This window comes from Pseudomonas sp. GM48 (assembly GCF_000282335.1).
Lineage (GTDB): Bacteria > Pseudomonadota > Gammaproteobacteria > Pseudomonadales > Pseudomonadaceae > Aquipseudomonas.
Map to the genome: position 1 here is coordinate 1 of NZ_AKJM01000076.1, position 13,804 is coordinate 13,804.

Annotated in this window: 18 protein-coding genes; 10 read left to right on the top strand and 8 right to left on the bottom strand. The window is 60.7% G+C overall.

Annotation, left to right across the window (positions count from 1 at the left end; all coding sequences use genetic code 11):
- Positions 1 to 28: 28 nt before the first annotated feature.
- Positions 29 to 562, bottom strand: a complete 534-nt coding sequence (locus PMI28_RS14770) for a cysteine hydrolase family protein (RefSeq protein ID WP_007986856.1) — start codon at positions 560 to 562, stop codon at positions 29 to 31.
- Between the two features lie 69 nt (positions 563 to 631).
- Positions 632 to 2,359: a gamma-glutamyltransferase gene (ggt, locus tag PMI28_RS14765; RefSeq protein WP_007986858.1), complete on the bottom strand. Its 1,728-nt coding sequence runs from the start codon at positions 2,357 to 2,359 to the stop codon at positions 632 to 634.
- Between the two features lie 136 nt (positions 2,360 to 2,495).
- Between ggt and PMI28_RS14760 the strand changes: the two genes are divergently transcribed.
- Complete coding sequence (locus PMI28_RS14760) at positions 2,496 to 3,011, top strand: methylated-DNA--[protein]-cysteine S-methyltransferase (RefSeq protein ID WP_007986860.1); 516 nt, start codon at positions 2,496 to 2,498, stop codon at positions 3,009 to 3,011.
- A 141-nt stretch (positions 3,012 to 3,152) separates the two neighbouring features.
- On the opposite strand, the gene PMI28_RS14755 is transcribed toward PMI28_RS14760, so the two are convergent.
- Positions 3,153 to 3,743, bottom strand: coding sequence for an NUDIX domain-containing protein (locus PMI28_RS14755; RefSeq protein WP_007986862.1), 591 nt, complete (start codon positions 3,741 to 3,743; stop codon positions 3,153 to 3,155).
- Positions 3,744 to 3,909: 166 nt separating this feature from the next.
- Between PMI28_RS14755 and PMI28_RS0128520 the strand changes: the two genes are divergently transcribed.
- Positions 3,910 to 4,335 (top strand): GNAT family N-acetyltransferase, encoded by a 426-nt coding sequence (locus tag PMI28_RS0128520; RefSeq protein ID WP_033063331.1) that lies wholly within the window; start codon positions 3,910 to 3,912, stop codon positions 4,333 to 4,335.
- A 132-nt stretch (positions 4,336 to 4,467) separates the two neighbouring features.
- Here PMI28_RS0128520 and PMI28_RS14750 read toward each other — a convergent pair whose 3' ends face one another.
- The gene (locus PMI28_RS14750) at positions 4,468 to 4,818 is read right to left on the bottom strand and encodes a hypothetical protein (protein WP_007986866.1); all 351 of its coding nucleotides are present in this window, start codon (positions 4,816 to 4,818) and stop codon (positions 4,468 to 4,470) included.
- Positions 4,819 to 4,966: 148 nt separating this feature from the next.
- Here PMI28_RS14750 and PMI28_RS14745 point away from each other — a divergent pair, with 148 nt between their 5' ends.
- The 8 genes from PMI28_RS14745 (at position 4,967) to PMI28_RS14710 (ending at position 9,221) form a co-directional block, all read left to right on the top strand.
- Positions 4,967 to 5,215 carry a hypothetical protein gene (locus PMI28_RS14745; RefSeq protein ID WP_007986868.1) on the top strand — a complete coding sequence of 83 codons (249 nt, stop codon included), beginning with the start codon at positions 4,967 to 4,969 and terminating at the stop codon, positions 5,213 to 5,215.
- 20 nt (positions 5,216 to 5,235) lie between these two features.
- Positions 5,236 to 5,565 (top strand): DUF6388 family protein, encoded by a 330-nt coding sequence (locus PMI28_RS14740; RefSeq protein WP_007986870.1) that lies wholly within the window; start codon positions 5,236 to 5,238, stop codon positions 5,563 to 5,565.
- Positions 5,566 to 5,748: 183 nt separating this feature from the next.
- A complete protein-coding gene (gene tusD, locus PMI28_RS14735; protein ID WP_007986872.1) occupies positions 5,749 to 6,141 on the top strand; it encodes a sulfurtransferase complex subunit TusD in 393 nt (130 codons plus the stop codon).
- Between the two features lies 1 nt (position 6,142).
- A complete protein-coding gene (gene tusC / locus PMI28_RS14730; RefSeq protein WP_007986874.1) occupies positions 6,143 to 6,505 on the top strand; it encodes a sulfurtransferase complex subunit TusC in 363 nt (120 codons plus the stop codon).
- Positions 6,505 to 6,798, top strand: coding sequence for a sulfurtransferase complex subunit TusB (gene tusB, locus PMI28_RS14725; RefSeq protein WP_007986875.1), 294 nt, complete (start codon positions 6,505 to 6,507; stop codon positions 6,796 to 6,798). The genes tusC and tusB overlap by 1 nt, the downstream gene beginning before the upstream one ends.
- Positions 6,795 to 7,130 (top strand): TusE/DsrC/DsvC family sulfur relay protein, encoded by a 336-nt coding sequence (locus PMI28_RS14720; protein ID WP_007986877.1) that lies wholly within the window; start codon positions 6,795 to 6,797, stop codon positions 7,128 to 7,130. The genes tusB and PMI28_RS14720 overlap by 4 nt, the downstream gene beginning before the upstream one ends.
- The gene (locus tag PMI28_RS14715) at positions 7,127 to 8,128 is read left to right on the top strand and encodes a glycosyl transferase family protein (protein ID WP_007986878.1); all 1,002 of its coding nucleotides are present in this window, start codon (positions 7,127 to 7,129) and stop codon (positions 8,126 to 8,128) included. The genes PMI28_RS14720 and PMI28_RS14715 overlap by 4 nt, the downstream gene beginning before the upstream one ends.
- A 91-nt stretch (positions 8,129 to 8,219) precedes the next feature.
- A complete protein-coding gene (locus PMI28_RS14710; RefSeq protein WP_007986880.1) occupies positions 8,220 to 9,221 on the top strand; it encodes a glutathione S-transferase family protein in 1,002 nt (333 codons plus the stop codon).
- Positions 9,222 to 9,349: 128 nt separating this feature from the next.
- On the opposite strand, the gene cysG is transcribed toward PMI28_RS14710, so the two are convergent.
- The 4 genes from cysG to PMI28_RS14690 are packed head-to-tail and all read right to left on the bottom strand — an operon-like array spanning position 9,350 to position 13,738.
- A complete protein-coding gene (cysG, locus tag PMI28_RS14705) occupies positions 9,350 to 10,744 on the bottom strand; it encodes a siroheme synthase CysG (protein WP_007986882.1) in 1,395 nt (464 codons plus the stop codon).
- Positions 10,745 to 12,025, bottom strand: a complete 1,281-nt coding sequence (gene serS, locus PMI28_RS14700; protein ID WP_007986884.1) for a serine--tRNA ligase — start codon at positions 12,023 to 12,025, stop codon at positions 10,745 to 10,747.
- A gap of 16 nt (positions 12,026 to 12,041) precedes the next feature.
- Positions 12,042 to 12,416, bottom strand: coding sequence for a fluoride efflux transporter CrcB (gene crcB, locus PMI28_RS14695; RefSeq protein WP_007986886.1), 375 nt, complete (start codon positions 12,414 to 12,416; stop codon positions 12,042 to 12,044).
- Positions 12,416 to 13,738: a replication-associated recombination protein A gene (locus PMI28_RS14690; protein ID WP_007986888.1), complete on the bottom strand. Its 1,323-nt coding sequence runs from the start codon at positions 13,736 to 13,738 to the stop codon at positions 12,416 to 12,418. Before PMI28_RS14690 ends, crcB begins: the two co-directional genes overlap by 1 nt.
- Positions 13,739 to 13,804: the final 66 nt, after the last annotated feature.

Here is a 13,804-nt window from a genome sequence, read left to right on the forward strand (position 1 = left end):
CCGCTCCCACAGGGGGGATGTGGTGGGATCAGAAATGGATGTCCCTGGCCGGTATCACATCGATCCGCGCCACGGAACCGGTCAGGCGCTTCAGGTCCTTGTTGTGCTCGGCAATGATGTCTTCGGCGCTGAGGTTGCCGTTGTCAACGGTGGAATGTGCGTCGCCCGCCAGGACCACGTCGTAGCCCAGTTTCAGGGCCTGGCGCACGGTGGCGTTGACGCAATAATCGGTTTGCAGGCCGCAAATGACCAGACGCTCGAAGTCCTGCACCGGCAACAGTTTTTGCAGGTTGGTCTGGTAGAACGAATCCTGTGTGGTCTTGCGCACGCGATGATCCTTGGGCGAGGTTTGCAGCCCTTCGGCCAGTTGCCAGCCGGCAGCCTCATGCGCCAGCGGACTGTCCGCCTCTTCGTGCTGGATCAGCACCACGGGAACTCCGGCCTTGCGCGCCCGGGCAGAAAGGTCATTGATGGTGTTGATGACGCGCCCGATCTCGAAGCACGCGTACTCACCGGAACACAAAGCCTGCTGGACGTCGATGATTAACAGTGCAGTGTTCATGATTTCCTTCCTTGAACGGTCGATGGATCAGGGGACGAACATAAGCCCGTCCCCTAGCGGACACAACCCTCAATAACCCAGCGACAACCCGGTGTTACGCCGTGGGTCGTTCGCCCCGTAGAAACGGTTCTTGCCCACCGGCTTGCCACCCAGGGACGGCGCGCCGACCAGGATCGCCGCCAGGTGGTTGGGGTCCTGGGGACCTGCGAACTTGTGGCCCCAGCCTTCGAGGATTTTCACCGTGTCCGGGCTGGTGGTGAAGGCTTCCAGGTTGGTTTCCTCCGGCAGCCACTGCTGGTGGAAACGCGGCGCATCCACCGCTTCCTGGATGTTCATGCCGTAGTCGATCACGTTGAGCATGGTCAACAAGGTCGCGGTGATGATACGGCTGCCACCCGGAGTACCGACCACCATCACCACTTTGCCGTCCTTGGTGACAATGGTCGGGCTCATGGACGACAGCGGCGCCTTGCCGGGTGCGATGGCGTTCGCCTCGCCCTGCACCAGGCCGTACATGTTCGGCACGCCGATTTTCGAGGTGAAGTCGTCCATTTCATCGTTGAGGATGACCCCGGTCTTGCTCGCCATCACGCCGGCACCAAACCAGTCGTTGAGGGTGTAGGTCACCGACACCGCGTTGCCCCATTTGTCGACGATGGAGTAATGCGTGGTGTTGTTGCCTTCATGGGGCGCTACGCCCGGCTTGAGTTCACTGGATACCGCGGCTTTTTGTGGTTTGATCGCTTCGCGAAGCTTGGTCGCGTAGTTTTTATCCAGCAGATGAGCAATCGGGTTTTTCACGAAATCCGGATCGCCCAGGTAGCTGTTTCGGTCCACATAGGCGTGGCGCATCGCCTCGATCTGATAGTGCATGCCCTGGGCCGAGTGATAGCCCAGATCCTTCATCGGATAGCCTTCGAGGATGTTCATGATCTCGCAGATCACCACGCCGCCGGAGCTCGGTGGCGGTGCGGAAACCACGTGATAGCCACGGTAGTCGCACTCGATGGGCGCCAGTTCGCGGGTCTTGTATTTGTCGAGATCGGCCTGGGTGATGATGCCCTTGTTGGCCTGGCTGGAGGTGACGATGGCGTCGGCGACCCAGCCTTTATAGAAACCATCGGAGCCTTTCTCGGAGATTTCCCGCAGGGTCTTGCCGAGATCTTTTTGCACCAGTTTCTGGCCAACCTGCATCGGCTCGCCCTTGCTGAGGAAGATTGAGCCGGAATCCTTCATGTCCTTCTTGAACATGTCGGTGGCGTAGTCCAGCAGATCGACGTCACCCTGCTCCAGTTCAAACCCCTCTTCAGCAAGCTTGATGGCCGGGGCGATGATTTCCTTGCGCGGCTTGGTGCCGTACTTGGACAGCGCCAGTTCCATGCCCGAAACGGTGCCCGGCACACCTACGGCCAGATGGCCACGGGTACTCAAATCGGGGACGACGTTGCCCTCCTTGTCCAGGTACATGTTGGCGGTAGCGGCCAGCGGGGCTTTTTCACGGAAGTCGAGGAAGGTCTTGCGCCCGTCCGCCAATTGAATGGTCATGAAACCGCCGCCGCCGAGGTTACCTGCCGCGGGATACACCACCGCCAGCGCATAGCCGACCGCGACCGCCGCATCCACGGCGTTGCCGCCTTTCTTGAGCACATCCACGCCCACATGGCTGGCCAGATGCTGGGCCGTGACCACCATGCCGTTTTCCCCCGTAGCCGGGGCCACGGAGGCGGCGTGAGCAGTCAGACAGCTGAGTGCCAATGAGGTCGCAATCAGCGATTTGGCAAAAGGTTCATACTTCATGAGTCGGTCTCTTCTTGTTATTACGTAGGAAAACGCTTCAAAAGCCGTAGCCAAGTATGGTCGGGATTACGTATTGCGCCTCCCCGTCGAGACAGTATCCTTAACGCCTGTTCAGCCATTTCCCGCGAGCCCCGGTATGACCTACACCTGCATCACCATGGCTTCGCCCGTGGGCGAGTTGAAGCTGGTCGCGAACGGTTCACGACTGGCGGCCATCCTCTGGGAAAACGACAAACCCGGTCGGGTGCGCCTCGGACCGATGAGCGAAGCGCCGGACAACCCGATCCTGGTGCGCACGGCTGCGCAACTTGACGAATATTTTTCCGGCACCCGCGATCGCTTCGAACTGGAACTGGATTTTGCCGGCACGGAATTTCAGAAAAAGGTCTGGGCGGCCCTGCTGACCATCCCGTTCGGTGAGACCCGCAGCTACAGCCAGATCGCCGAGCAGATCGGCAACCCGGCGGCAGTCAGGGCGGTGGGTGCGGCGAATGGCAAGAACCCGATATCGATCGTGGCGCCGTGTCACCGGGTGATTGGCGCATCGGGCAAGCTGACCGGGTTTGCCGGGGGGCTGGAGGCGAAGGAGCTGTTGCTCACACTTGAAGGTTGCGAGTGGTCTGGCGCCAGTCGCATGGATGATTTGTTTTAGGGACGCACGGCACTTGTGGCGAGGGAGCTTGCTCCCGTTCCAGTGCGAAGCACTGGCCAATCTTCTTCAAACACTCAAGATACCTGGGGCTGCTGCGCAGCCCAACGCGAGCAAGCTCGCTCGCCACAGCAAGCGCATACGTTAGCGGGCGAAGAGATTCTTCATCGCCGCATACTGCAACAGCATGATGGTCTTGGCGTCGCAGATTTCGCCGCGATAAAACGCTTCGAGCGCATCGTCGAAACGCCATTCCAGCACTTCCAGTTCCTCGGTTTCCGCCTCCAGCCCACCACCGTCGCTGACTTTCGAGGTCGCATCGTACTCGGCGATGAAGAAGTGCAATTTTTCCGTCACCGAACCGGGGCTCATGTACGCCTCGAACACTTTCTGCACATGGTGCACGCGGTAACCGGTCTCCTCCTCCGCCTCATCGCGGATGCGGTCTTCGGGTGCCGCGCCCTCCAGCAGCCCCGCTGCCACTTCGATCAACAGCCCATCGTGGCCATTGACGAACACCGGCAGGCGAAACTGCCGAGTCAGTACCACGGTTCGCTTTTCGCGGTTGTACAACAGAATCGCCGCGCCGTTGCCACGGTCGTAGACCTCTCGTGTCTGGCGTTGCCACTCGCCGTTGTTGCGACGGTAATCGAAGGTGATTTTCCTTAGCAGGTACCAGTCGTGGGACAACACTTGAGACTCAAAGATATTGACCCGCTCGGCTGTGTTCGACATGACAACGCGTCCTGTTAATTGTCTGAGGGTCCACATGTTAAATGAAAACGAACAGCGCTTGCCCCCTCAAGCAAGCTGCGCGTTGACGACGGTTCAACTTTCCCGGGGATGGATCAATCGTCGAGACCGGGATAGGCTGCGGTTTCAATGCCATATGGATATAGCCATGAACCTGCGTATCGAACTGTCGCAAAACCCCACGGAAGAACAACGCCAGGCGATCCTCAAGCCATTGCGCGCGTACAACGGCTCGAAGGCCGAAGGTAATGTGCCTGAGCACATCGCCTTGCTGGTGCGCGACGACAACGACGAAATCCTCGGCGGCCTGCATGGCCGATTTTTTTACCAGTGGCTGTACATCGACTTGCTGGTGGTGCCCGAACAGGCGCGGGGACAAGGCATGGGTTCGAAACTGATGCAGATGGCCGAGGACCTGGCGCGGGAACGGCGCTGCGTCGGGCTGTGGCTCGACACCTTTGAATTCCAGGCACCGGAGTTCTACAAGAAATGCGGCTACAGCGAGATCGGGCACATTGCCGACTATCCGCCGGGCCACAAGCACTTCTTCTTCCAGAAGCGCCTGAGCTACTGACTCGCGACAAATCCCTGTAGGAGCGAGCTTGCTCGCGAAAAAAATCGGAACGCCGCGGGGTGTCAGGCCCCCAGCGTTTTCGTTGACGACCATCGCGAGCAAGCTCGCTCCTACAGGGGGTACAGTGTCAGATCACAGACAAGTCGCCAGCGCCGCCAACCGGCGCTTGGCCACGAAATCATCCTTCTGCGCGTAGTAGCTCAAAACCGTTCCCGAGGCATCGGTGGTCACGTCGACGAAAGACTCTGCCGAACGCGTGTAAACCGTAGTGCCGCCCTTCTCGCCTGCCTGCAAATACGCCGCGGCATCGACACCGAACACGGCCTCGTCCTGCCAGGAAAACTGCACGCACTGGGCGACGTCTTTTGCCGGTTTTTCCGAGTTCAGGGTCTTGTACGGGGCCTTGGTGCGGGCATCATTCATCGCCGAGCCCGCGCATCCCGCCAGCAACGTCACGGCCAGCGCCACCATCAGAAATCGCATTGCATTCACTCATCAGGAAAAAGCGGACTTTATCACCCCGGCAGCCCGTATCGTTCTGCTTTACTGCATTTATACCGCGACACCGCGCAACGATTCGCGCACCCTGTCGCGCCAATACCGCAGCATCGCACCTATCACTGGAATTCTGATGACACCCAATGCCGAGTTTTACAAACCGACCGCAGAATATGCCGACAAGCTGATCAGCCAGATCGGTCAGACGCCTTCATGGATCGCCAAGCGAATCGGTGTCACCGACAAGCGGATTCGCTACATCCTCAACGGCGAAAGAACCGTCAAAGGCGAAACCACACCGATCCAGATGACCTACACCGAACAGTTTGCCCTCGAATGCCTGGCAGCAGCGGCCAAGGCCAGCAAGAAGCAGTCTGCGTAATCCCCACTCAAGGAGCGACCATGGCGGCAACCGAACAGCAACATGAACAGGCACTGAAGCGGTTTCTCGACGAACGCCCCGAGTTGCGCCACGACCTCGACAACCTCAACCCGCTGCTGGCGCAGGCCAAGGGAGAAACCCCGGCGCAATACCGCGAGGAACGCCTGCATGAAGCTTTTGAAGCCGAAGCCGAACGCCTTGGCCTGTTTGCCTGGGAACTGACCTTGCAACTGACGGCCGCCACGCCGCAGGACTATGAAGCCCAACGCCGTGAAGTGCATCGGGAAGTGGCGGAGATGGCCGGGATGGATTGGCTGGAATATTGTGACTTGTATGGGATAGAACCATAGGGTTTGCTGTCAGTCCGCCTTCGCGAGCAAGCCCGCTCCCACATTAAACCGCGCTCTTCAGATAGAACCCGGTCGAATGTCGGAGCGGGCTTGCTCGCGAAGGGGCCAGAACAGCCAACATCACTTTAGCCGCCCCGCCGATAAAGCATTATCATGGCCGCAGTTTCGCTGATCGAGTGCACCATGAAGTTCGCCATCGCCGTGTTTTCCGCCGCCCATGCGCCCTCCTCGCGCCGCGCCTTGCTGTTCGCCCAAGCGGCGCTGGCCGGCGGGCATGAGATTGTCCGGTTGTTTTTCTACCAGGATGGCGTCTACAACGCGTCCGGCAGCGTGGTCACGCCCCAGGATGAACCGGACTTGCCCAAGCAATGGCGCACATTCGTCAGCGACCATCAACTTGATGGCGTGGTGTGCATCGCCGCCGCCCTGCGTCGTGGTGTCTTGGATGCAGAAGAAGCCAAGCGCTATCAGCGCGAAGCTGTAGCCGTCGGCGCGCCGTGGGAATTGTCCGGCCTCGGCCAATTGCATGACGCGGCGCAGGATGCCGACCGTCTGATCTGTTTCGGAGGCGCATGACATGGCCAAGTCCTTGTTGATCATCAGCCGTCAGTCGCCATGGTCCGGCCCTGGCGCGCGGGAAGCGCTGGATATCGTGCTGGCCGGCGGCGCCTTTGATCTGCCGATTGGCCTGTTGTTTCTCGATGACGGCGTGTTCCAGCTCGCCGCCAGTCAGAACGCCAAGGCCTTGCAACAGAAAGACCTGAGCGCCAATCTGCAGGCCCTGCCGATGTTCGGTGTCGAGGAACTGTTTGCCTGTGGCGACAGCATCACCCAACGCGGCCTCGACCCGAGCGGCTTGTCGCTGGAAGAAGCCCAGGTGTTGGCCGCCCACGAAATCACCGCCCTTATTGACCGTTACGACCAGGTGATCACCCTCTGATGTCGACTTTGCATGTGTTGTCTCATTCCCCGTTCGGCGACGAACGCCTGACCAGTTGCCTGCGCGTGATCGGCGCCAACGATGGGTTGCTGTTGTCCGGTGATGCGGCCTATGCGTTGCAACCGGGCACCGCGCCGTTCACTGCGCTCAGCGCTCGTGGTCTGAAACTGTTCGTCCTGGCCGAAGATGCCCAGGCCCGTGCGCTTGCGGTTCCAGACTGGGCCTTGGCCATCGATTACCCGGCCTTCGTCGAACTGTCGATTCACTACGACAAGGTCAACAGTTGGCTATGAATGCATTGACGGTTGGCGCCCGCGCCATCGAGCTGGACAAGGACGGTTTCCTGGTCGAACTGAGTGACTGGTCTACCGATGTAGCCAGTGCCCTGGCGGCTGCCGAAGACATCGAGTTGACGCCCGAACACTGGGAAGTCCTCGAACTGCTGCGCAGTTTCTACGCTGAATTCCAGCTGTCACCGGCCACCCGTCCACTGATCAAATACACCGCACTGAAACTCGGCCCGGAAAAAGGCAACAGCCTGCACCTGAACCGCCTGTTCAAAGGCACCCCCGCCAAACTCGCCGCGAAACTGGCGGGCCTGCCCAAACCGACGAATTGCTTATGACTGACTATCCTGCACTGACCCTCGAAACGCCCGCCGAGCACCCGTTCGCCCAATTCGTGCGGATCCTCGGCAAGGGCAAGCGCGGTGCCCGCGATCTGACCCGGGTCGAAGCCCGCGAAGCCATGGGCATGGTGTTCGATGAAAAGGTCGAGGAGACCCAGCTCGGCGCGTTCCTGATGTTGTTACGGCACAAGGAAGAAAGCGCCGAGGAAATGGCCGGGTTCACCGAAGCCTTGCGTGAGCGCCTGAATCCGCCGGCACTGGCGGTGGATCTGGACTGGCCGACGTATGCCGGCAAGAAGCGTCATTTGCCGTGGTTTCTGCTGGCGGCCAAGTGCCTGGCGCAGAATGGCTTGCGGATTTTCATGCATGGCGGCGGTGCCCACACGGCTGGCCGGTTGTACACCGAGCAACTGCTGGGCGAATTGAACATCCCGCTGTGCCGCAACTGGCAACAGGTCGGCACGGCGCTGGATAACGGCGGCCTGGCGTTCATGCCGCTGGTTGACTGGGCGCCACAGCTGCAACGGATGATCGACCTGCGCAATACCCTGGGCCTGCGCTCGCCGATCCACTCGCTGGCGCGGATTCTCAATCCGCTGGGGGCGCGTTGCGGCCTGCAAAGCATTTTCCACCCTGGCTATCAGGCCGTGCATCGCGATGCCAGCGGACTGCTGGGTGATACCGCGATCGTGATCAAGGGCGATGGCGGCGAGATCGAAATCAACCCGGACGCCGACAGCCACCTGTACGGCACCACTGGCGGAGTCAGCTGGGATGAGGAATGGCCGCAGTTGTCGAGCCAGCGCCATGTCAAACCGGCCAGCCTCGATCCGGAGCACCTCAAGGCCGTATGGCGTGGCGACGTGGTCGACAGCTATCCGCAAATGGCCCTGATCTCGACCATGGCCCTGGCCCTGCGCGGCCTCGGCCAGAGCCGCGAACAGGCCTTCGAAACCGCCGAAAAATACTGGGCTGCGCGGGACAAATCGATTTAACCGATCATTCACGCCCGATCTTTGCGCTTTTTGTTCGAACCCATCGGAATAGACTCAACTGCAACGCATATGGGTTTCGGGAGTCTTGAACATGGGTTTGTTAGTCGATGGCCGCTGGCAGGACAAGTGGTATGAAAGCAGCAAGGACGGCGCGTTCCAGCGCGAACAGGCGCAACGCCGCCACTGGCTGACCGCTGACGGCAAACCGGGACCGACCGGTGTCGGTGGATTTGCGGCCGAACCCGGGCGCTATCACCTGTACGTGTCCCTGGCCTGTCCGTGGGCTCATCGCACGCTGATCCTGCGCAAACTCAAAGGCCTCGAAAAGCTGATCGACGTCTCGGTGGTCAGTTGGTTGATGCTGGAAAACGGCTGGACCTTCGACCAGCACCTGGGCTCGACCGGCGACAAGCTCGATCATTTCGACTTCATGCACCAGCGCTACACCGCCGATGCCGCCGACTACACCGGCCGCGTCACCGTACCGGTGCTATGGGACAAACAGCAAAAGCGCATCGTCAACAATGAATCATCGGAAATCATCCGCATGTTCAATAGTGCCTTCGATGATTTGACCGGCAATGACCTGGATTTCTACCCGGCGCCACTACAGGGTGAAATTGATGCGCTGAACGAGCGGATCTACCCGGCGGTGAACAACGGCGTATATCGCGCCGGGTTTGCCACGTCGCAACAGGCTTATGAAGAAGCCTTCGACGATGTGTTTGCCGAGCTGGATCGACTGGAGCTGCTGCTCGGCGCCAACCGTTACCTGGCTGGCGAGTACCTGACCGAAGCGGACATCCGTCTGTTCACCACGCTGATTCGCTTCGATGCGGTGTACTACGGGCACTTCAAGTGCAATCTGCGGCGGATTGCAGATTATCCGAACCTGTCGAACTGGCTGCGCGAGATTTATCAGTGGCCGGGGATTGCCGAGACGGTGGATCTCACCCACATCAAGAACCACTACTATGCCAGTCACCGCACCATCAACCCGACGGGTGTGGTGCCGAAAGGCCCGGCACAGGACTTCACCGCGCCCCATGATCGGGAGCGGTTGAGCGGCAAAGGGGTTTGGTGCAAGGCCTGAGTTTGATCTGGACTTTGCGGTGAATGTGCGGGCCTCTTCGCGAGCAAGCCCGCTCCCACAGGGGATTTGTGTCGTTCACGAATCCAATGTGGGAGCGGGCTTGCTCGCGAATGGGGGCGACGCGGTCTCTAGACCTGCCCCTGAGCCCCTTCAAACCACGCCAGTTTCTCGCGCAGTTGCACCACTTCACCGACGATCACCAATGTCGGCGCATGCACTTCATGCTCCGCCACCAATCGCGGCAGGTCCGCCAGGGTGCCGGTGAACACACGCTGATTGACCGTGGTGCCCTGCTGGATCAACGCCGCCGGGGTATCAGAGCCGCGACCGTGCTTGATCAACTGCTCGCAGATGACCGGCAAGCCCACCAACCCCATGTAGAACACCAGGGTTTGTGCCGGCGCGACCAGATCGGCCCACGGCAAATCGGTTGAGCCGTCCTTCAGGTGCCCGGTGACAAAGCGTACCGATTGCGCGTAATCGCGATGGGTCAGCGGAATCCCGGCATAAGCCGCGCAACCGCTGGCCGCCGTGATCCCCGGCACGACCTGGAACGGGATGCCATTGGCCGCCAGCTCTTCGATCTCTTCACCGCCACGACCGAAGATGAACGGATCACCGCCCTTCAATCGCACCACACGCTTGCCCTGTTTGGCCAGATCCACCAATTGCTGGTTGATCTGATCCTGCGGCACCGCGTGATCGGCACGGCGCTTGCCGACATAAACCCGCTCGGCGTCGCGACGGCACAGTTCGAGAATCGCCGGCGCTACCAGGCGGTCGTACAGCACCACGTCGGCTTGCTGCATCAGACGCAATGCCTTGAACGTCAGCAGGTCGGGATCGCCCGGCCCTGCGCCCACCAGATAGACTTCACCGGTTGCAACCGGCGCTTCACCATCGATCTTCGCTTGCAACAACCGCTCGGCTTCACCGCCCTGCCCGGCCAGTTGCCGATCGGCAATCGGGCCCTGGAAAACATCTTCCCAGAACGCCCGACGCTGCTGCACATCCGGAAACAGGCCTTTGACCTGATGACGAAAACGCGCCGCCAGTCCGGCCAGCTGACCGAAGGTGGAAGGAATCCAGGTTTCGATCCTGGCGCGGATCAAACGCGCCAGCACCGGCGCATCGCCGCCGCTGGACACCGCGATAATCAATGGGGAACGGTCGACGATGGCCGGGAAGATCACGCTGCACAGGGCCGGCGCGTCCACCACGTTGACCGGTACGCAACGCCGATGGGCATCGGCGGAGACTTGTGCGTTCAACGCTTCGTCGTCGGTGGCGGCAATGATCAGCCCGCAACCGTCCAGATCCGCCTCGGCATAACCACGCGACAGGCACTCGCCACCGCTGCCGGCAACCAGTTCGCGCAATTGCGCTTCGATTTCAGGTGCAACCACCCGCAGCAGCGCACCGGCATCGGCCAGCAGGCGGGATTTGCGCAAGGCAATTTCCCCCCCACCGACGACCAACACACGACTGCCGCGAAGGTTGTGGAACAGCGGCAGATAATTCATTTAGCCAATGACCTCAAGGCCACCCATGTACGGCTTGAGAACTTCAGGCACACGGATCGAACCGTCGGCCTGCTGATAGTTCTCCAGCACCGCCACCAGTGTACGACCCACCGCCAGGCCGGAGCCATTCAGGGTGTGCACCAGTTCCGGCTTGCCGGTTTCCGGGTTGCGGAAACGCGCTTGCATGCGACGGGCCTGGAAGTCGCCGCAGTTGGAGCACGACGAGATTTCGCGGTACTTGTCCTGGCTCGGGATCCACACTTCCAGGTCGTAAGTCTTCACCGCGCTGAAGCCCATGTCGCCGGTGCACAGCGCCAGGGTGCGATAAGGCAATTCCAGCAGTTGCAGGACTTTCTCGGCGTTGGCGGTCAGGCCTTCCAGCGCTTCCATCGACTTCGACGGCTCGACGATCTGCACCATCTCGACCTTGTCGAACTGGTGTTGGCGGATCATGCCGCGGGTATCACGACCCGATGCGCCGGCTTCACTGCGGAAGCACGGGGTGTGGGCGACGAACTTGATCGGCAGCAGTTTCGAGTCGACGATTTCGCCGGCGACGATGTTGGTCAGCGACACTTCAGCGGTCGGGATCAGGTACAGGTCGGCCTCGCCTTCGCGCCCGATCTTGAACAGGTCTTCTTCAAACTTCGGTAGTTGACCGGTGCCTTGCAGCGCCGGGGCCTGAACCAGATAAGGCGTGTAGGCCTCTTCGTAGCCGTGCTCGGTGACGTGCAGGTTGATCATGAACTGCGCGAGGGCGCGATGCAGACGAGCGATTGGCCCGCGCAGCAAGGCGAAACGGGCGCCGGACAGCTTGGCGGCAGTTTCGAAGTCCAGCCAGCCGAACTTCTCGCCCAGGGCCACGTGGTCCTGAACCGGGAAATCGAAGGCCGTCGGGGTGCCCCAGCGGCGCACTTCGACGTTGCCGTCTTCATCGTCGCCAACCGGTACCGATTCGTGCGGCAAGTTGGGGATACCGAGCAGGATCGAGTCCAGTTCGGTCTGGATCGCGTCGAGTTCGACTTTGCCGGCGCTCAATTCGCCCGCCATGCGCTCGACGTCCGCCATCAGCGGCGCGATGTCTTCGCCGCGCTGCTTGGCCTGACCGATGGATTTGGAGCGCGCATTACGTTCAGCCTGCAGTGCTTCGGTGCGGGTCTGGACGGTCTTGCGCTGTTCTTCCAGCGCTTCGATGCGCGCAACATCCAGCACAAAGCCACGGGATGCCAGGCGGTCCGCTACGTCCTGAAGGTTGCTACGTAACAGTTTGGAATCGAGCATGTCGGTTTCTCGTTTATCAAAGTTTGGCCAAGGACAGGCCGGCCCAGGTGGCAAGCAGCCCGCCGAATACGCTGAGCGCCGCATAGCCCAGGGCCAGCGGCACCTGCCCGCTTTCCAGCAGGCGCACCGTATCCAGTGAAAAGGATGAAAAGGTTGTCAGCCCCCCGAGGAAGCCGACTATCAACCCGGCGCGCACCTCGATGGGCACCTCCGGGCGTATCAAAAACAGACCGTAAAGAACACCGATCAGCAAACAGCCCACGATATTAACGGCCAGCGTCGCGGTATAGAAGTGCCGCGGCCAATTCGCGTTGATCCAGTTGCCCGTGGCGAAGCGCAACAACGTGCCGGCAATCCCGCCGACGGAAACCGCAACGATCAATGCAAGCACTACTTTCTCCGCTGCCTTGGGCTTAAACGATCGAGTTTCGCCAGGTGATTGAGCTTTTCGCCGATTTTCAACTCAAGGCCACGGGGGACCGGTTGATAGAACGGGATCGGGTCGAGTTCTTCCGGGAAATAGTCTTCGCCAGCGGCATAGGCATCCGGCTCATCGTGGGCGTAACGGTATTCATCGCCGTAGCCCAACTGCTTCATAAGCTTGGTCGGCGCATTGCGCAGGTGCAGCGGCACTTCCAGCGAGCCATGTTCGGCGGCGGCGCGCAGTGCGGTCTTGAAGCCCATGTACACCGCGTTGCTTTTCGGTGCGCAGGCCAGATAGGTGATGGCCTGGGCCACCGCCAGTTCACCTTCGGGGCTGCCGAGGCGCTCCTGCACTTCCCACGCCGCCAGGCACAGGCTCAGGGCACGCGGGTCGGCGTTGCCGATGTCTTCGCTGGCCATGCGCACCACGCGCCGGGCCAGGTACAAGGGGTCGCAACCGCCATCGATCATCCGCGCAAACCAGTACAGCGCGCCGTCCGGGTTGGAACCACGCACCGATTTATGCAGCGCGGAAATCTGGTCGTAGAACGCTTCGCCGCCCTTATCGAACCGGCGACGGGTGTCGCCGAGCAGGCTTTGCAGGAGTTCGGTGCCGATTTCACTGTTGTCCTCGGCCAGGTCCGAGGCGTTTTCCAGCAGGTTGAGCAGGCGCCGGCCATCGCCATCGGCGGCCGACAGCAGCATCTGGAAGCCTTCATCGCTGAGGCTAAGGTTGCGCTTGCCCAGGCCCCGCTCTTCGGTCAGCGCGCGCTGCACCAGTTTGCGCAACGCCGTTTCATCAAGACTTTTGAGCACATAGACACGCGCCCGCGACAGCAAGGCGTTATTGAGCTCAAACGAAGGATTTTCCGTGGTCGCGCCAATGAAAATCAGCGTGCCGTCCTCGACATAGGGCAGGAACGCATCCTGCTGGGACTTGTTGAAGCGATGCACTTCGTCGACGAACAGAATGGTGCGGCGGCCGTACTGGGCGGCCTGCTGCTTGGCGATTTCCACCGCCTGACGGATCTCCTTGACCCCGGCCAGCACCGCCGAGACCGTTTCGAAGTGTGCATCCGAGACTTCCGCGAGCAATCGCGCCAGCGTGGTTTTACCCACACCGGGCGGCCCCCAGAAAATCATCGAATGCAGGGCACCCTGCTCCAGCGCTTCGCGCAGGGGCTTGCCGCGAGCGAGCACGTGTTCCTGACCGACGTACTCGTCCAGATTGGCCGCACGCAAGCGGGCGGCCAAGGGCTGGGCGATCGGGGTGCTGCGAAACAGATCCATGACTACCTGTGAAACCTCACTGGGCTTATATGCCACACCGTCCAGAGATTGGACAAAGATCCTGTG